This is a genomic window from Parvibaculum lavamentivorans DS-1, from assembly GCF_000017565.1.
Classification (GTDB): domain Bacteria; phylum Pseudomonadota; class Alphaproteobacteria; order Parvibaculales; family Parvibaculaceae; genus Parvibaculum; species Parvibaculum lavamentivorans.
Genome location: NC_009719.1, coordinates 3838035 through 3856881 on the forward strand (window position 1 = coordinate 3838035; position 18847 = coordinate 3856881).

Genomic DNA, 18847 nt, shown 5'->3' on the forward strand with positions numbered 1-18847 from the left:
GATTGCCTTTGCCTGCCCGGCCATGTATCTCTCTTGATAATCATTCGCAAAGAGGGCGGGCATCATGGCCGAATCGAAAAATCTCAGGCTCGAAACGAACGACGAGGCCCGCGGCCTCGCCGAAACGCTGCTGCGGACTTGCCGCTACGGCGCGCTCGCTTATCTGGAGCCCGGCACCGGCCAGCCCGTCACCTCGCGCGTCGGCTGCGCGCCCGATATCGACGGGACGGTCTTCTTCCCGGCCTCCGGCCTTTCCGCGCACACAAAGGCGCTGGCGCAGGATGCCCGCTGCTCGCTTCTCATCGGCGAGCCCGGCAAGGGCGATCCGCTCGCCCATCCCCGCCTTTCGCTCATCGCCCGCGTCGTCCGCGTCGAGAAGGACGGTGACGCTTACGCCCGGCTCCGCAGCCGCTATCTCGCGCGCCACCCGAAATCCGAGATCTATCTCGACCTGCCGGATTTTGCCTTCTACCGGCTGGACTGCGAGCGGGCCTTCCTGAACGGCGGCTTCGGCAAGGCGTTCGACCTCGCGCCCGCCGACATGTTCCTCGCGCATGATGAATGCCTCGACGAACTCGCAAAGGTCGAGCAAGGCGTCGTCGCTCACATGAACGAGGATCACGGCGAAGCCGTCGGCCTCTACGCGACCGTGCTGGCGAAGGCCGAACCCGGCCACTGGCGCATCGTCTCCATCGACTCGCGCGGCCTCGACCTCGCGGCCGATCAGCGCGTCATACGCCTCAACTTTGCCGCGCCGCTGAAATCCGCGGCCGAAATTCGCCCCGTCCTCGTGCAACTGGCAAAGGATGCCCGCGCGAAGCTCGCAGGCTGACGCGGCTTGCGTTAGCCTCTCTTCGAACATCGGGAGGAAGAGGCGAATGAAGATCTGGCTGGCGGTGCTTTTCGCGGCAGCGTTCTCGGCGGCACCCGCCTCCGCCGCGAGCTTCGATTGCGGCAAGGCGTCGAGCCCGCGCGAAAAGGCGATCTGCTCCGACGAAGCTCTCTCCGCTCTCGATGAAGAAATCGCCGGCGCTTATGCATCGGCCCGCGCCGCGCTCTCGCCCCGGGGCGCGGAGATCCTGCGCAAGAGCCAGCGTTCCTGGCTGCGCTTCCTCGACAAGGCCTGTCCGAGGGCAACCGCCGCCTGCCTCGCGCCCTGGATGGAAGATCAGGCGAAATTCCTCGCCGGCGCCGTCGTGAAAAAATCCGGCCGCACATTCCTGACCACCGGCGAGTGGACGTTCATCGCACCTGAAAAAGCCGGCGAGGAAGAAATTCCCGGCGAAAACGAAATGCGCTATCGCCGCCAGATGAGTTTCATGATCGACGCTCCCGCCAGCGAAGGCGAAAGAGCCTTCAACAAGGCGATAGAGAAGAACCGCGAGCATCTCTGGAACGGCTTCGACGGCGACACCACCATGAATGCGAGCTTCACCCTGCACGAGGCGACGGAGGATTTCGTGAGCCTCGATATGTTCGGCTGGGAATATCCGCTCGGCGCGGCGCATGGTTTCGGCGCCGCCACACATCTGAACTTCCGGCTGGATGAAGCGCGCCCGCTCGTCGCCTCGGACATTTTCGTGAAGGATGGCTGGCAGAAGCTGCTGGCGGATAATGCCGTCGAGGAACTGACGCTCATCTTCGGCGAAATGGGTCTCTTCGATGAAGGCCGGCAGGCGATTGCCGATATGGTCGGCGACCCGGCTCATTGGGTCGTCACGCGCGAAGGCCTCGGCGTCAATTTCCCGGTCTATTCCGTCGGTCCCTATGCCGGCGGCGACAACACCGTCACCACCTCCTGGAAACAGCTGCAGCCATGGCTGGCCGAAGACGCCGTGATCGGCCGCTGACCCTCAGCTTAATGTTCTCACTTCGTTCTTGACGTGCCCGTGCTTTCAGCTAGCCTTTCTCCGTCATCCGCCGAGGGGGCGGGCAGGGCGGGGGCTCTTCCATGGTCGCGCATATTGAAACCATCGCCTTTCAGGGCGTCGAGGCGCGGCCGGTCGACGTTCAGGTCCATATCGCGGGCGGCGTTGTCGGTTTCGCGGTGGTCGGCCTCGGCGACAAGGCGGTGGCCGAAAGCCGGGAACGGGTTCGCGCCGCCCTTCAGGCGATCGGCCTCGGCCTTCCCGCAAAGCGCATCACGGTCAATCTCGCCCCCGCCGATCTTCCCAAGGAAGGCAGCCATTACGACCTGCCCATCGCGCTCGGCCTCCTTGTTGTCATGGGCGTGTTGCCGCCGCAGGAACTGGAGCGTTTCGTCGTCATTGGCGAATTGTCGCTCGATGGCACCATCAATCCGGTCGCGGGCGCCCTTCCCGCCGCCATCGCCGCCAATGCGCGCGGCAAGGGTCTCATCTGCCCCCATGAATGCGGGCCGGAAGCCGCCTGGGCGGGCATGGGCGCGGATAATCCGGGCGGCGTCCTCGCGCCCCGCTCCATCATCGCGCTGGTCAATCATTTCCGCGGCACCCAGGTCCTCTCCGAGCCCGAGCCCATGAAGGCGGTGGAGACAGGCGTGATGCCCGATCTCCGCGACATCAAGGGCCAGGAAAGCGCCAAGCGCGCGCTCGAGGTCGCCGCCGCAGGCGGCCATAACATGCTGATGGTCGGCCCGCCCGGCTCCGGCAAGTCGATGCTCGCCGCCCGCCTCCCCGGCATCCTGCCGCCGCTCTCGCCGCACGAGATGCTGGAAACATCAATGGTCGCCTCGCTCGCGGGCGAGCTGCTGAAAACCGGCATTGGCCGCCGCCGCCCCTTCCGCGCGCCGCATCATTCGGCTTCCATGCCGGCCTTGATCGGCGGCGGCCTCCGCGTGAAGCCGGGCGAGGCCTCGCTTGCCCATCGCGGGGTCTTGTTTCTGGATGAACTGCCGGAATTTCCGCGCCAGGTGCTCGACAGTCTCCGCCAGCCGCTCGAAACCGGCGAGGCGGTCGTCGCCCGCGCCAATGCCCATGTAACCTTCCCGGCCCGTTTCCAGCTCGTCGCCGCCATGAACCCGTGCCGCTGCGGCCATGCGGGCGATGCCGCCCGCGCCTGTCCCCGCGTGCCGCGCTGCGTCGGCGACTATCAGGCGAAATTGTCGGGGCCGATGCTGGACCGTATCGACATCCATATCGAGGTGCCGCCTGTCGCCCATGCCGATCTCGCCCTGCCGCCACCCGCCGAGGGCTCGGCCGAAGTCGGCCTCCGCGTCGCCGCCGCCCGCGACATCCAGCAGGCCCGCTTCGCCGAACTGGTCGGCCCCGGCTCCATGCTCCTCAATTCCCATGTCGAGGGCGAATTGCTGGACAGGATCGCCGCGCCGGACGATGCCGGCCGCCGCCTTCTCGGCGAGGCCGCCGAACGCATGGGCCTCACCGCGCGCGGCTATCACCGCGTGCTCCGCGTTGCCCGCACCCTGGCCGATCTCGAAGGCAAGGATGGCGTCCTCCGCCTCCACATCGCCGAGGCGCTCGCCTACCGCGAAACCGTGGCGGGCAAGCTCGGCGCGGCGGCATGAGCCGGTAACCTCTGCTTAACCAGCCCCTCTAACGCTTTCTCAACCTTAAAGCTGGCAGATTGGCGAGGCTTTCGCGGCTGAAACGGGTTCAGCCGCCGGTGAAAAGGCCCGTCATGCTGACGCTCCCTGTCGACCAGGCGCCCTTCTATCTGCTGGGCCTCGCCATCGTTCTCATCCTCGGCATCGAAGCCTGGCGCCGTGCCTCCGCGCGCGCCCGCGCCCATATGGCCGAGATCGAAACGCTGCATGCCCGCATCGAAACGCTTCGCGACGAGAAATGGGAAATCGCCGAGCGCGAGGAGCGATACCGCGATCTCGTGCGCGCGCAGGGCGACGTCATCATCCGCAAGGATCTGCGCGGCCGCCTCACTTATGTGAACGACGTCTTCTGCGACACTTTCGGCAAGCTCCGCACAGACGTCATCGGCCGCACCTTCGTGCCGGACCTGCCGGAAGGCGAGCGTCCGCGCATGCTGGCAAGTTTCTCCGGCCTCTCCATGCCGCCCTATCGCATCCGCTACGACGAACGGACGCTGACGGCGCGCGGCGCCCGCTGCATCGCCTGGGAAGAATTCGCGATCCGCGACGAAGACGGCAAGCTGGTGGAAATCCAGGCCGTCGGCCGCGACGTGACCGACCGCAAGGACGCGGAGGAAAAACTCGCCATCGCCCTCGAACAGGCAAAGGAGGCGAACCGCGCCAAGTCGCTCTTCCTCGCCACCATGAGCCATGAAATCCGCACGCCCATGAACGGCGTCATCGGCATGACGAAGCTGCTCCTCGACACGAAGCTCGATCCCGCCCAGCGTTCCTATGCCGAGGCCGTGCGCGCATCTGGCGAGGCGCTCTTGAACATCATCAACGACATTCTCGACTATTCGAAAATCGAAGCCGGCAAGGTCACGCTCGATGAAGCCGCCTTCGATCCGCGCAACGTCCTCGAAAGCGTCGCCGAGCTTCTTGCGCCGCGTGCCTTCGACAAGGGCCTCGAAATCGTCACCGAAATTTCGCCCTCCGTGCCGCGCATGCTGATGGGCGATGAAGCCCGCATCCGCCAGATATTGCTCAACCTCGCGGGCAACGCCATCAAGTTCACGGGCAGGGGTGGCGTCGCGCTGCGTCTCCTGCGCGAGGAAACCTCGCCGGCCGGCAGGCGCATCGACGGAAAGAGAGAAGGCCGCATCGGTCTCATCCTCGAAGTCGAGGATACCGGCATCGGCATGGACGAACAGGCGCGCGAACATATCTTCGACGATTTTGCGCAGGCCGATCAGTCTCATGCGCGCCGTTATGAAGGCACCGGCCTCGGCCTCGCCATCACGAAGCGTCTCGTCGGCGCAATGGAAGGCCGCATCGAGGTGGAGAGCGAGGAGGGCAGGGGCTCCGTCTTCCGCGCCCATCTGCCGCTCCGCCTCGCGCTTGGCGAGCATGACGGCCCCGCGCCCGAACCGCTCGCCGGTCTCAGCGTCGTCATCCTCAACGATCCGCCGCTTGTCGGTGCGGCGCTCGCCCGCGCAGCATCGGCCGCCGGCGCGGATACATATCTTGCCGCTGACCGGGAGGCGCTTATCCGCGCGCTCGATGCGTCCCCCTACGATATTTTCATCTGCCCCCTCGACGGCATCGCCGGTGATGGCGCGGCCCTCGCCGCTCATGCGCGTGGCCGCCAGCCCGGCCTCGCCACCCTCATGTTGCTCCGCCCGCAGGATCGCGGCCGGCTGGCGGCACTCACCGCCGGTCCCGATGCGCCCTTCGACGGCTATCTCATCCGTCCCGTTCGCGCCGCCTCGCTCATCGCGCGCCTCACCGCGCTCCGCGTGCGCCACTGGATGCCGGATGTCGGCGCGCCCCACACGCATGATTATGACGATGAGGTGGTGGACGAGGAGATGATGCCGCCCCGCGTCCCCGTCATCGGCATTCCCCCGCTCAATGTGCTCGTCGCGGAGGATAACGAGATCAACGCCCTCCTCACCCGCACGCTGCTCGAACATACCGGCCACACCGTCCGCCTCGCCCGCGACGGCGCGGAAGCGGTCGCCGCGCTGGAGGCCGATACCGGCGGCAAGATCGACCTCGTGCTGATGGACCTTCACATGCCGGGCATGGATGGTTTCACCGCCACCGCCCGCATCCGCGATCTCGAAATGCCGCATGCCGCCCTCCCGATCATCGCCCTCACCGCCAATGCGATGGCGGATGACCGTCAGGCCTGTCTCGATGCCGGCATGGACGACTACCTCTCCAAGCCCGTGGCGGCGGAAGAGCTGGGCGCGGCGCTGGCGCGCTGGGCGGGCCGCCGTTCGCCGCTGAAGGCCGCCTCTGGCGAAAAGGCGAATCGCGCCTAAAGTGGTGGCGCTTGCCGCTTGAGGACAGGGGACCCATCCGAATGACAATGCTGACACGCGCTCGTGGCTGGGCGGCTGGCCTCGCCATCTATGCCGAAGCCCGCATGATCATCATGCTGCTGCTCGGCTTCTCGGCCGGTCTTCCCTTCCTCCTCGTCTTCTCCACCCTGTCGGCCTGGCTGCGCGAAGCCGGCATCTCGCGCACCGATATCGGCTTGATGAGCTATGTCGGCCTCGCCTACACGATCAAGTTCCTCTGGGCGCCGGTGCTCGATCACCTGCGCCTGCCGCTGCTCGACCGGCTGCTCGGCAAGCGCCGCGCCTGGATGGTGCTGGCCCAGCTTGTCGCCGCCGCCGCTCTTGCCGGTCTGTCCTTCTCCGATCCCTCCACCTCGCTCACGCCGGTGGTGCTCTTCGCCCTCGTCCTCGCCTTCGCCTCCGCCACGCAGGATATCGCCGTCGATGCCTGGCGCATCGAGGCCGCGTCGGATGAGAAGCAGGGCGCCATGGCCGCCGTCTACCAGCTCGGCTACCGCATCGCGCTCATCGCCTCCGGCGCCGGCGCGCTTTATCTCGCCGAAGGCGTTTCGTGGAATGCGGCCTATCTGTCGATGGCGGCGCTCATGGGCGTCGGCATCGCCGCCGCGCTGCTCGCGCCCCGCGTTGCCGAGGCCGAGGCCCCCGTCATCGGCCAGGAAACGGTCGATGGTTTCGTCCGCCACTTCCATGTCGGCGGCCGCCCCGCCCTCGTCATCGCCTGGCTCTACCGTGCCGTCGTCGCCCCCTTCGTGGATTTCTTCCAGCGTTACGGCTGGTGGGCGCTCGTCCTCCTCGCCTTGATCGGCCTCTACCGCGTGCCCGATTTCGTCATGGGCGTCATGGCGAACCCGCTCTATATCGACCTCGGCTTCCCGCTCTCGACCATCGCCACCGTGGTCAAGCTCTACGGCATCTGGATGACGATCGCGGGCGCCCTGATCGGCGGCATCGTCGCCGCGCGGATCGGCGTCCTGCGCTCGCTTCTCGCGGGCGCCGTCGCCGCCACCGGCACCAATCTCATCTTTGTCTGGCTCACCTTCCGGGGTGCCGATCCCGCCGCCCTCGCCGTCACCATCTCGATCGAGAATTTCTCGGGCGGCTTCGCGGGCACCTGCCTCATCGCCTATATGTCGAGCCTCGTGAACCATGATTTCGCGGCCACGCAATATGCGCTTTTCAGCTCTGCCTTCGCCCTGCCGGGCAAGATCCTTGGCGGCCTTTCCGGCGTCATGGTGGACGGCTTTTCCGCCACCGCCTCATTCACCCTGCCGCTGATCGGTATGGCCCCGCACCTGACCGCCAAGACCGCCGGCTATATTCCGTTCTTCATCACCACGGCCCTTATGGGCCTGCCAGCCATTCTCCTCATCCTCGTGGTCATGCGTTTCCAGCCGGCGCCCCGCCCGCCCCGGGGGCACGCCCCGGCCACGCCGGAATAAATCCGCCGATTGCCGACATTTTTCTGTCGCCTGAAGCTGTCACAAGGGGGAGGAATTCTATCTGCCCGCCTTGCTTGGCATCTGGCGGCGATGATGAAAGGATAGGCGAAATGGCCGTTCGAGAGCTTCCCCCGCTGGATCGAGGGGCAGTCACGGGCGCGAAGGGGGAAGTTGTGGCGCCCGGCGGGTGGCGACAGGTCTCGTATGCCGGTGTTGGTGCAGGTAAAGGTTCGGGTTCCGCGATAATGAATGCCAGAGAGATGGGCCGGAGCGTCGATCCGCTGGCGGCGACCGCTGCCGCCGACCGATTGAGCTATGGCCGCAAGGGCGCGCTCGAAGTGCGGCTTGCGCGTTCGGCGCCGGAGATAGACGCCGCCCAGTCGGTCCGCTACCGCGTCTTCTATGAGGAAATGTCGGCCAAGCCGGATGCCGAAACCCGCGCCCGCAAGCGTGACTTCGACCGCTTCGACGATATTTGCGACCATCTTCTCGTGGTCGATCATTCGCTCGCGCCGGCGGGCGAGGGCGCAGGCGGCGATCTGCCGCCCGAAGCCGTTGTCGGCTGCTACCGGCTGCTCCGCCAGGAAGTGGCGGAGCGGGAAGGCGGCTTCTACACCGCCAGCGAATTCGACATCGCGCCGCTGCTCGCGCGCCATTCGGGCCTGAATTTCCTGGAGCTTGGCCGCTCCTGTGTGCTGAAGCCCTATCGCAACAAGCCGACGGTCGAGCTTCTGTGGCACGGCATCATGCATTACGTCACCGAGCACAAGCTCGATGTGATGTTCGGCTGCGCGAGCTTCGAGGGCACGAACCCGGACGCGCTCGCCGCGCCGCTTTCCTACCTCGCCCATAATCATGCCGCGCCGGATGACTGGAAGGTCCGCGCGCTGCCCGAGCGTTATGTGGAGATGAACCGCATGGCGAAGGAAGACATCGACCCGCGCGAGGCGCTGCGCGCGCTGCCGCCGATGATAAAGGGCTATCTCCGTGCCGGCTGCTATATCGGCGAAGGCGCGGTGATCGACCACCAGTTCGGCACCACCGACGTGCTGATCCTCTTCCCCGTCGCCCAGATCTCCGACCGCTATCTGTCGAAGTTCAGCGTCAAATACGGAACGCCGAACGGCAAAGCCTGACGGGCGCGCGCCTCAGCGATAAAGATCGTAAGCCGCCAGCGCCGCCATGTTCACGAGGTCGGAAACCGTCGCCGTCATCGGCACGATCTGCACCGGCCGCTTGAGGCCGACGAGGAGCGGCCCGATCAGCGTCGAGCCGCCCAGCACGCGCAGAAGCTTGGTCGAGATCGACGCCGCATGGATCGCGGGCATCACGAGCACATTCGCCGTGTCGCTCAGCCGGCAGAACGGATAAAGCGCCATCGTCTCGCGATTGAGCGCGACATCGGCCGCCATCTCGCCGTCATATTCGAAATCGACCTGCCGCTCGTCGAGAATGCGCACCGCGTCGCGCACGGTCGAGGGCCGTTCATGCGCATGCGTGCCGAAGCTCGAATTGGCGAGCATCGCCACGCGCGGTTCATAGCCGAGCCGCCGCGCCACTTCCGCCGCCTGCGTCGCGATGTCGGCAAGCTCTTCGCCGGTCGGCATCTCATGCACGTTCGTATCGGCCACAAGCACCGTGCGCCCGCCCGCAACGACCAGCGTCACGCCGATCGGACGGCGATGGTCGACGGCGTCGATCACCCGGCGCACTTCTTCCAGCGCCACCGAATAGGTCCGCGTCACGCCCGTCACCAGCGCGTCGGCATCGCCCAGTTCCAGCATCACGGCCGAGAAGATGTTGCGGTCGTTGCTCACCAGCCGGTGGCAGTCGCGATAGAGATAGCCGTTGCGCTGCTGCTTCTTGTAGAGAAACTCCGTATACGAATCGACCTTGTCGGAGGTCCGTGCGTTGCGGATGTCGAGGTCGGTCTTCGGGTCGAGGCCGATCTGCTTCAGCGTCTCGCGCACTTGTTCGTCGCGGCCGACAAGGATCGGGTGGCCAAGCCCCGCATCGCGGAAGGCAAGCGCCGCGCGGATCACGCGCTCTTCCTCGCCCTCGGCAAAGACGACGCGCTTCGGGTCGCGCCGCACCTTGTCCACGATCACCTGCAGCGTGCCCGCCGTCGGGTTGAGCCGCGCCGACAGGCGGTTCTTGTAGGCTTCCATGTCGACGATGGGCGCCCGCGCAACGCCGGAATCCATCGCCGCCTTCGCCACCGCCGGCGGAATTTCGCGGATGAGGCGCGGGTCGAACGGCACGGGAATGATGTATTGCGGGCCGAAGCGCGGACGCTCGCCCTGATAGGCCGCCGCCACTTCGTCCGGCACATCCTCGCGCGCAAGCTTCGCCAGAGCTTCGGCGCAGGCGATCTTCATGTCCTCGTTGATCGCGCTCGCGCGCACATCGAGCGCGCCGCGGAAGATATAGGGAAAGCCGAGAACATTGTTCACCTGGTTCGCATAGTCGCTGCGTCCTGTCGCGGTGATGGCGTCGTCGCGCACCAGCGCCACTTCTTCCGGCGTGATCTCGGGATCGGGGTTCGCCATCGCGAAGATGATCGGCTTCGGCGCCATCGACGCCACCATCTTGGCGTTGATCGCGCCCTTGGCCGACAGGCCGAGGAACACGTCGCAGCCCACCATCGCTTCTTCCAGCGTCCGCGCGTCGGTCGTCGCCGCATGCGCCGACTTCCACTGGTTCATGCCCTCGGTGCGGCCCTTGTAGATCACGCCCTTGGTGTCGCAGAGAATGGCGTTGTCATGCGGCAGCCCCATCGCCTTGATGAGTTCGAGGCAGGCAATGCCCGCCGAGCCCGCGCCGTTGACGACGACCTTGATGTCCTTGATGTCGCGCCCGGTAAGGAAGAGCGCGTTGATGAGCCCGGCAGCGGTGATGATCGCGGTCCCGTGCTGGTCGTCATGGAAGACCGGAATATCCATGAGCTCACGCAACCGGCTTTCGATCACGAAGCAGTCCGGCGCCGAAATGTCTTCAAGGTTGATGCCGCCGAAGGACGGGCCCAGATAGCGCACCGAATTGATGAAGGCGTCGACATCCTTGGTATCGATCTCGAGATCGATGGAATCGACATCCGCGAAGCGTTTGAAGAGGACGGCCTTGCCTTCCATCACCGGCTTCGAGGCGAGCGCGCCGAGATCGCCGAGCCCGAGGATCGCCGTGCCGTTCGAGATCACCGCGACGAGATTGCCCTTGGTCGTATATTCGTAAGCCGCGTCCGGGTTCTCCGCGATCGCGCGCACCGGCACCGCAACGCCGGGGCTGTAGGCGAGCGACAGGTCGTGCTGCGTCGCCATCGGCTTCGTCGGGTTGATTTCGAGCTTCCCGGGCTTGCCCTGCGAATGGAAGAGGAGCGCTTCCTCGTCGGTAAATTGACGGCGCTTTTTGCTCATGGTCTGGATCCGGCTTTCGGCATGATGCGGGCTACCCGGCCAATGTGCCGGAACCCCGCCCTTGGAGCCGCTTTGTAGGCTGGCGATCCCCCAATAACAAGGGAACATGGTGGATTTCCCGCCACCTTAGCCCCGATTCGCCGCCGCGAGCCCCTCTTTAGGGGCGGTCTCATTCCCGTCTTTTCGCCCCCCGCCATTCTGCTAGTCTCCGGCCCATGTCAGAGCCCGCCACCTCCTTCACTCCCGAAATCCCGTCTGCCCTGCCGTCCATCCCGGCAGATGCCACACCCATGATGGCGCAATATCTGGAGATCAAGGCGCGCTGGCCCGAAGCCCTCCTCTTCTACCGGATGGGCGATTTCTACGAGCTCTTCTTCGAGGATGCCGTAGCGGCATCCGCCGCCCTCGACATCGCGCTGACAAAGCGCGGCAAGCATCTGGGCGAGGACATCCCCATGTGCGGCGTCCCCGTCCACAGCCATGATGCCTATCTCCAGCGTCTCATCCGCAAGGGCTTCAAGGTCGCCGTCTGCGAGCAGGTCGAGGACCCGGCGGAGGCGAAGAAGCGCGGCGCCAAATCCGTCGTCGCCCGCGCCGTCGCCCGCCTCGTCACGCCCGGCACCCTGACCGAGGACACGCTGCTCGATGCGCGTGCCCATAATTATCTGGCCGCCTTGTCCCGCACCGGCGCGGAGGCGGGCTTCGGCCTCGCCTGGGTCGATGTCTCGACCGGCGATTTCGCCGTCACCTCGCTTGCCCCCGTGGCGCTCGGCGCCGAGCTTGCGCGTCTCTCCCCCGGCGAGCTGCTGCTGCCGGAAACGCTGGACGAGGACGAAGACCTCGCCGCCCTCCTCGCGCAATCGGGCGCGGCGCTGACGCGGCTTCCCGCCATCCGCTTCGAGAGCGGCCAGGCCGAGCGCCGCCTGAAGTCCCATCTCGGCGTCTCCGCGCTTGATGGGTTCGGTGCCTTCGCCCGCGCCGAACTCGGCGCCATGGGCGCGCTTCTCGATTATGTCGAGCTGACGCAGGTCGGCCGTATGCCGGCCCTCATGCCGCCGCGCCGCGTCGCCGCCACCGACACCATGGCGATCGACGCCGCCACCCGCGCCAATCTCGAACTGGTGAGGACTCTGCAGGGCGAGACCGCCGGCTCCCTCCTCGCCACCATGGACAGGACGGTGACGGGTGCCGGCGCGCGCGAGCTTGCCTCCCGTCTCGCCGCCCCTTTGACCGATCCCGCCGCGGTCAACCGCCGCCTCGATGCGGTTGAGTGGTTCCATGATGCGCGCGACATGCGCGCCCGCCTCCGCGCCGGTCTCAAATCCGCGCCCGACATCGCGCGCGCCCTCTCCCGCCTCTCGCTCGGCCGTGGCGGCCCGCGCGATCTCGCCGCCATCGCCAATGGTCTCGCTGCCGCGCATGGCCTCTGCGCCGCGCTTGATGGCGCTTCGCCCTCGCTCCTGCCGTTGCCGGAAGAAATCGCGCGCGAATGCGAGGCGATGCGCGGCACCGCCGCGTCCCTCCAGTCCCGCCTCGCCGCCATGCTGGCCGAAGAACTGCCGCTCCTGGCCCGCGACGGCGGCTTCATCGCAAGGGGCGCGAGCCCCGAACTCGACGAGACCCGCGCGCTGCGCGACGACGCGCGCAAATTGATCGCCGGGCTGCAGGCGAAATATGCGGGCGAAAGCGGCATCGCCGCCCTGAAGATCCGCCACAACAATGTGCTCGGCTATTACATCGAGGTGCCGCCCCGCCACGGCGAAAAGCTCCTCGCGCCGCCTTTCTCCGACAGCTACATCCACCGTCAGACCATGGCGAATGCGATGCGCTTCACCACGGCGGAGCTTGCGGGCCTCGCCAGCCGAATCGCGGAAGCCGCCGGCCGCGCCCTCGAAATCGAACTCGCCCTCTTCGACGAACTCGCCGCCGCGACGCTCCTTGAGGCGCCGTCTCTCTCCCGCGCCGCCGAGGCGCTTGCCCGTCTCGATGCGACGGCGGCGCTGGCCGAGCTTGCCGCCGAGCGGCGCTATGTCCGCCCCCGCCTCGATGCGAGCTTCGCCTTCGATATTCGCGGCGGCCGCCATCCGGTGGTCGAGGCCGCACTCGCCCGCACAGGCCAGGCCTTCGTGCCGAACGATACCAGCCTCTCGGCGGAGAGCGGCGGCGGCAAGCATATCTGGCTGCTCACCGGCCCCAACATGGCGGGTAAATCGACCTTCCTCCGCCAGAACGCGCTCATCGCCATCATGGCGCAGATGGGCTCCTTCGTGCCGGCGGACGAGGCGCATATCGGCGTTGTCGACCGCCTCTTCTCCCGCGTCGGCGCGGCGGACGATCTCGCGCGCGGCCGCTCCACCTTCATGGTCGAAATGGTCGAGACGGCGGCGATCCTCAATCAGGCGGGCGAGCGTTCGCTGGTAATCCTCGATGAGATCGGCCGCGGCACCGCGACTTTCGATGGTCTCTCCATCGCCTGGGCAACCGTCGAACATCTCCACGGCGTCAACAAGTCGCGCGCCCTCTTCGCCACGCACTACCACGAATTGACCGCGCTATCGGAAAAGCTCGCCCATCTCGCCAACGCCACCATGCGCGTCAAGGAATGGCAGGGCGATGTCGTCTTCCTGCATGAAGTCGCGCCCGGCGCGGCGGATCGTTCTTATGGCATCCAGGTCGCAAAACTCGCGGGCCTCCCCGCGCCCGTCATCGCCCGCGCCCAATCCGTCCTCGCCGCATTGGAAGAAGGCGGCAACCACGAAGCCCGCACGAAACTGATCGACGACCTGCCCCTCTTTTCCGCCACCGCAAAACCCGCCCCGGCGGTAAAGGTGAGCGCCGCCGAAGAGGAGTTGAAAAACCTCAACCCCGACGAACTCTCGCCGAAGCAAGCACTGGAACTTCTCTACAAGCTGAAGGCGCTGGCGGCGAAGGACGGCGAATAAAGACAAATGTCATCCCGGCGAAAGCCAAAAAAACAAATGTCATCCCGGCGAAAGCCGGGACCCATTGGTTCCCTTGGCAAAAGCTATCGGAATGAGACGTAGCGCCGCCCGCTGCATTGAGCAGCGAAACACCCCTCAGCGTGGATTGGGTCCCGGCTTTCGCCGGGATGACATCGGAGGGTGAAGCGCCGCCCCTACTTCCGCGCCACGAAAATACATTCGTCGCGCAGCAAGCCCCATTTCACTTCTTCTTCGGGCTTGCGCCGGTAAATCTCGACCGAGGTGAACCCCGCCGCCTCGAGCTTCCTTGCGAAGTCGCGCCCGTAATAGCGTTTGTGGTCCGTGCCGCCGAAATGCACAAAGCGTTCGTCCGGGTTGGTGATCGCGGGGTTCTCATAGGTCTCTTCCCGCGAAAGATTGATCGGCACCGAGAAGAAGCCATAGCCGCCCGGCTTCAGTACACGGAACATTTCCGTCATCGCCGGTCGGTCGTCGTCGATATGCTCGAAGACGTGATTGGCGATCACCACATCGAAGAAATTGTCCGGCCGGTCGATCTTCGTGATGTCGAGCCGGTACTTCGCGATCTTCGCATAGAGGTCGGCCGGCTCGTAATCCGGGTTGTTCTTCATCGCCCGCATCAGCCATTTCTCGGGGCCGAATTGCAGGATCTTCTTTGTCGAGAGGTCGATGCCGTGCTCGGTCAGATAGAGCTGCAGCAGCCGGTGCCGCTCGCGCGAGCCGCAATTCGGGCAGCGCGAATCCCAGCGCGAAGGCCGCCCCACCGAAAGAAACACGCCGTGATAGCCGCAAACGGGGCAGGTCCGCTTGATCTTCTTGCGCGAAAACTGCGCGCGGTCCTTCCACCAGCCCTGCAGGAGCCTGCTGAAGATTTTCCGCCGGTCGATTTCCGTTTGCTCGCTCAACGCCTCACGCCCCTTCCCGGCGCGGTGGCGCCGCCGGCTGTCCGGTCCTGTTCGGGGGCACAATGTCGGCCTTGAGAAAATCTTGTCAAGCTGCGGTGGCCGGGGGCGTCCCGGCCACCGCGTGCCATCAGAGCGTCGCAGGCACCACATGCATGGTTTCGAGCGAATCCCGCAGGTCGGCCACGCCCTGCGCCGGGTTCTCGCCGCTGCATTTCTCCATGCCGCTATCGCGCAGGCTCTGGGCCTTGTCGGCATAGGGAAGGTCGGATTTGAACTTCATGGTGAACTGGAACTGGTCGTCCAGCATCTGGCAGAGCTCTTCCGCTTCGCCCCGCGACAGATCGCTCACCGGCTGGGGGCCGGCCATCGCCGCCGGGCCCGCCAGCGCCAAGCTGCCTGTGAAAACCGTTATGGTGAGAAGGGCTGCTGTCTTTCGCATGATTTCTCTCCTTCGGGTTGGTTGCGGAGGACCGGGCCCCGCGCCCGGTCATTCAGCGATTTATGCCCGTTCATGGCGAAAGCCCGGCAAAAATGTGGCGAAAGCCGGGAGTGTCATGAAAAAACCGTAACGGTTTCTACAGCTTGGCGGATCGTGGTAAAGCTCGGATAAGTTGCCCCGCATTATCGCGCCGCGCCTCGATTTCCGTCGTCTCAGGAGTTGCCCCGCCATGGGCCGCACAATGCCCAGCCTGCTTGAAATCGCCGATCCGGAACTGATCCGGCAGCGGCTGGAAGCCGTCGGCAGCGCCGCTTCGGACGACGAGCTCTCGCGCCGCCGCGCCGTGGTCGAGGTGCTGAAATCGGCGCTTCTCGATGGCCGCGCCAAGGCCCGCGAGCGGCTGGAGCAGGGTGCGCATAAGGGCCGCGCCTGCGCCGAAAGCCTCTGCTACCTCCAGGATGTGATCATCAAGGAGCTCTACACCTTCGCCACGCGGCATGTTTTCCCGGCCTCCAATCCGAGCGAGGCCGAACGCATCGCCATCGCCGCCGTCGGCGGCTATGGCCGCGGCACGCTGGCGCCGGGCTCCGACATCGACCTCCTTTTCCTGCTGCCCTACAAGCAGACGCCCTGGGGCGAGAGCGTTGTCGAATACATGCTCTATGTGCTCTGGGATCTCGGCCTGAAGGTCGGCCATTCGACGCGCTCCATCGCCGATTGCATTCGCCTTTCGCGCGAGGATTTCACCATCCGAACCGCGCTTCTCGAAGCCCGCTTCATCTATGGCGACCGCGCCCTTTTCAACGATCTCGAAGCCCGCTTCGATGAGGAGGTGGTGAAGGGCACGGCGAATGAATTCGTCGATGCGAAACTCGCCGAGCGCGACCTCCGCCACACCCGCGCGGGCGAGAGCCGCTATCTGGTCGAGCCCAATGTGAAGGAAGGCAAGGGCGGCATCCGCGATCTGAACACGCTGTTCTGGATCGGCAAATATGTCTACCGCGTGAAGCAGCCTTCCGATCTCGTGAAGGCGGGCGTCTTCACGAAGGAGGAATACCAGACCTTCCGCAAGGCCGAGGATTTTCTCTGGGCGGTGCGCTGCGAGCTGCACTTCCTCACCGGCCGCGCCGAGGAGCGCATCACCTTCGACCTCCAGACCGAAATGGCCAGGCGCCTCGGCTATCACGGCCATCGCGGGCTGATCGCGGTCGAGCGTTTCATGAAGCATTATTTTCTGATCGCCAAGGATGTCGGCGATCTCACGCGCATTTTCTGCGCCGTGCTCGAAGAGCAGGAAAAAAAGAAGAAGCCCTCCATCGGCCGTTTCATGCAGGCGATGCGCCGCAAGAAGGTCATTCGCGGCTTCACGCTGGAAAGCGGCCGTCTCGATGTCACCAACCAGAACTTCTTCGAGAAGGACCCGGTCAACATCATCCGCCTCTTCCATGTCGCGGAAAGCCACGGCCTTGAAATTCATCCCGACGCGCTGAAGCTTCTCACCCGCTCGCTGAAACTCGTCGATGCCTCGCTGCGGAAAAACGAGGAGGCGAACCGTCTCTTCCTCGAAATCCTCGCCTCGAGGAAGACGCCGGAAATCACGCTGCGCTGGATGAACGAGGCGGGCGTCCTCGGCCGCTTCGTGCCCGACTTCGGCCGCATCGTCGCGCTGATGCAGTTCAACATGTATCACCACTACACCGCCGACGAACATCTGCTGCGCGCCATCGGCATCCTCTCGGAAGTGGAACGCGGTGTCTCGGTCGAGGAGTATCCGCTTGCCCATGAACTCATGGGCAAGGTGAAAAGCCGCAACGCCGTCTATATGTCCGTCTTCCTTCACGACATCGCGAAAGGCCGCGACGAGGATCACTCGGATGCCGGCGCCGGCATCGCGCGCCGCCTCTGCCCGCGCCTCGGCATGGGCCCCGGCGAAACCGAAACGGTGGCCTGGCTGGTGCAGAACCATCTCGTCATGTCCGACGTCGCCCAGCGCCGCGACATTGCCGACCCGCGCACCGTGCGCGATTTCGCCAATCTCGTGCAGAGCCCCGAGCGCCTGAAAATGCTCTATGTGCTCACTGTCGTGGACATCAAGGCCGTCGGCCCCGGCGTCTGGAACGGCTGGAAGGGCCAGCTTCTGCGCCAGCTCTATTTTGAAACCGAAGCCGTGCTGCAGGGCGGCGACAGCGCCGTCAACCGCAAGACCCGCGTCGCCGAGGCGAAGGAGAAGCTTGGCGAGCGCCTCGCCGATTGGTCGAAAGCCGCGCGCGAGCGTTATCTCACGCGCCATGCCGATGGCTATTGGCTCTCCCTCGATACCGACACGCAGGAGCGCCATGCGCGCCTCATCCAGGGCGCGGGCGAGGAGCCGCTGACGATTCTCGCCGAGCCGGAGCCGACGCGTGACGTCACGCAACTTACTCTCTACACGCAGGATCACCCCGGCCTCTTCGCGCGCTTCGCCGGCGCTTGCGCCGCGCTCGGCATGAACATCGTCGACGCGAAGATTTTCACGACGCGCGACGGCATGGCGCTCGACATGCTCTGGGTGCAGGACCCCGAAGGCCTCGCCATTTCAGAACAGCGCCGCATCATCCGTCTGGAAGAAATGATAAGGAAAGTCCTCTCCGGCGAAATCTCCGCGCCCGACGCGATCGAGAGCCGCACGCGCCGCGAGCGCCGCGCCGAGGCCTTCTCCGTCGCGCCGCAGGTCTTCATCGACAATGACGCGTCCGACGACTACACGGTCATCGAGGTGAACGGCCTCGACCGTCCGGGCCTCGTCCACGCGCTCTCGCGCGCCCTCTTCCATCTCGGCCTCACCATCGGCTCCGCCCACATCACCACCTATGGCGAGCGCGCGGTCGACGTCTTCTATGTAAAGGATGTCATCGGCCACAAGGTCACGAACGCCAACAAGAAGAAAGCCGTCGAACGCCACCTCCTCGAAGCCCTCGCCGACCCGATGAAAAAAGCAAGGCCCGCCAAACGCGCCAAGCGCGAAGAGCCGGTGGCGGCGGAGTAAGAGCCGATCACTTTCTTCCACCCTCCCCTCGGGGGAGGGTCAAACGGCTGCAAGCCGTTTGGGGCGGGGGCGCGGCGGTTGGGGTTTTCAGCCGCCACCCTCACACCCCCTCGTCCATCCGCGCATCCTCCCGCCCGGTCCCCACCTCCCGCACCTCGATCCGCTCGCCCTCCACCTTGTAGACCAGCACATAGACCGGCCCCGAGCCGCTCTTTTTCAGCTTGATCCGGTAGAAGCCCGGTAACCCCGGAAAGCGTTGCCGCTCGACATGGGGCTCCTCCAGCCGTTTCGCCAGCGTCCGCTCGAAGGGCTGCCGCACGGAAGGCGCCAGCCCCTGCCATTCCCGCATCGCCTCCTCGACAAAGCCCAGCCGGTAGCGGCCTTCCCCGGCGCCTTCCGGTATCAGCGGCGTCACTTCCTGCCCCTCCCGGTGAAGCACCCGCTTCATGTCCTCATGATCCGCCAGCGCCTCCAGCATGCGTTCATAAGTATCCGGCGCGACGAGATAGGCGACCGGCTTGTTGTGGTTGAGAATGGCGACAGGTCCGGCCCCGGCTTCTTCGATGATCCGGGCGGGCGATTGCTTCAGCGCGCTGATGCTGGAAATGGCGGTGGCGGCAATTCGGGGCAAAGCCTTGGCTCCTGCTATGTCCGGGACAATTTCGGACAATAATTAGTACTTCAAAGAATATTAAAAAAGATACTCGATAGAGTACGATATAAGGCACCCCGAAGCGCACCCCGCCCCCTCGCGCCGCGCCATTCGCCATTTCC

12 protein-coding genes are annotated in these 18847 nt (G+C 65.5%); 8 read left to right on the forward strand and 4 right to left on the reverse strand.

From position 1 onward, the window contains the following. The first annotated feature begins 64 nt into the window (after positions 1-64). From PLAV_RS18220 to olsB, 6 genes are all read left to right on the forward strand, one after another. Positions 65-832 (forward strand): HugZ family pyridoxamine 5'-phosphate oxidase, encoded by a 768-nt coding sequence (locus PLAV_RS18220; RefSeq protein ID WP_012112450.1) that lies wholly within the window; start codon positions 65-67, stop codon positions 830-832. A 46-nt stretch (positions 833-878) separates the two neighbouring features. Beyond that, positions 879-1850 carry a lysozyme inhibitor LprI family protein gene (locus PLAV_RS19150; protein ID WP_012112451.1) on the forward strand — a complete coding sequence of 324 codons (972 nt, stop codon included), beginning with the start codon at positions 879-881 and terminating at the stop codon, positions 1848-1850. Between the two features lie 101 nt (positions 1851-1951). After that, the gene (locus PLAV_RS18230) at positions 1952-3502 is read left to right on the forward strand and encodes a YifB family Mg chelatase-like AAA ATPase (protein ID WP_012112452.1); all 1551 of its coding nucleotides are present in this window, start codon (positions 1952-1954) and stop codon (positions 3500-3502) included. Between the two features lie 113 nt (positions 3503-3615). Next, positions 3616-5850, forward strand: a complete 2235-nt coding sequence (locus PLAV_RS18235; RefSeq protein ID WP_012112453.1) for a PAS domain-containing hybrid sensor histidine kinase/response regulator — start codon at positions 3616-3618, stop codon at positions 5848-5850. Positions 5851-5891: 41 nt separating this feature from the next. Beyond that, positions 5892-7328, forward strand: a complete 1437-nt coding sequence (locus tag PLAV_RS18240; protein ID WP_012112454.1) for an AmpG family muropeptide MFS transporter — start codon at positions 5892-5894, stop codon at positions 7326-7328. Between the two features lie 260 nt (positions 7329-7588). Beyond that, entirely contained in the window at positions 7589-8464 is an 876-nt protein-coding gene (gene olsB, locus PLAV_RS18245; RefSeq protein WP_245545288.1) for a l-ornithine N(alpha)-acyltransferase, read from the forward strand. Between the two features lie 12 nt (positions 8465-8476). Here olsB and PLAV_RS18250 read toward each other — a convergent pair whose 3' ends face one another. Continuing rightward, a complete protein-coding gene (locus PLAV_RS18250) occupies positions 8477-10741 on the reverse strand; it encodes an NADP-dependent malic enzyme (RefSeq protein WP_012112456.1) in 2265 nt (754 codons plus the stop codon). A gap of 215 nt (positions 10742-10956) precedes the next feature. Between PLAV_RS18250 and mutS the strand changes: the two genes are divergently transcribed. Next, a complete protein-coding gene (gene mutS, locus PLAV_RS18255; RefSeq protein WP_012112457.1) occupies positions 10957-13683 on the forward strand; it encodes a DNA mismatch repair protein MutS in 2727 nt (908 codons plus the stop codon). A 194-nt stretch (positions 13684-13877) separates the two neighbouring features. Here the strand turns inward: mutS and PLAV_RS18260 are convergent, their stop codons facing one another. Together PLAV_RS18260 and PLAV_RS19945 are read right to left on the reverse strand one after the other, a co-directional pair. Continuing rightward, positions 13878-14609: a class I SAM-dependent methyltransferase gene (locus tag PLAV_RS18260; RefSeq protein WP_049767833.1), complete on the reverse strand. Its 732-nt coding sequence runs from the start codon at positions 14607-14609 to the stop codon at positions 13878-13880. 127 nt (positions 14610-14736) lie between these two features. After that, positions 14737-15048 carry a hypothetical protein gene (locus PLAV_RS19945; protein ID WP_012112459.1) on the reverse strand — a complete coding sequence of 104 codons (312 nt, stop codon included), beginning with the start codon at positions 15046-15048 and terminating at the stop codon, positions 14737-14739. Positions 15049-15277: 229 nt separating this feature from the next. Between PLAV_RS19945 and PLAV_RS18270 the strand changes: the two genes are divergently transcribed. Beyond that, entirely contained in the window at positions 15278-18073 is a 2796-nt protein-coding gene (locus PLAV_RS18270; RefSeq protein WP_012112460.1) for a [protein-PII] uridylyltransferase, read from the forward strand. Between the two features lie 100 nt (positions 18074-18173). On the opposite strand, the gene PLAV_RS19155 is transcribed toward PLAV_RS18270, so the two are convergent. Next, positions 18174-18704 (reverse strand): type II toxin-antitoxin system Phd/YefM family antitoxin, encoded by a 531-nt coding sequence (locus PLAV_RS19155; protein WP_012112461.1) that lies wholly within the window; start codon positions 18702-18704, stop codon positions 18174-18176. Between the last annotated feature and the right edge of the window lie 143 nt (positions 18705-18847).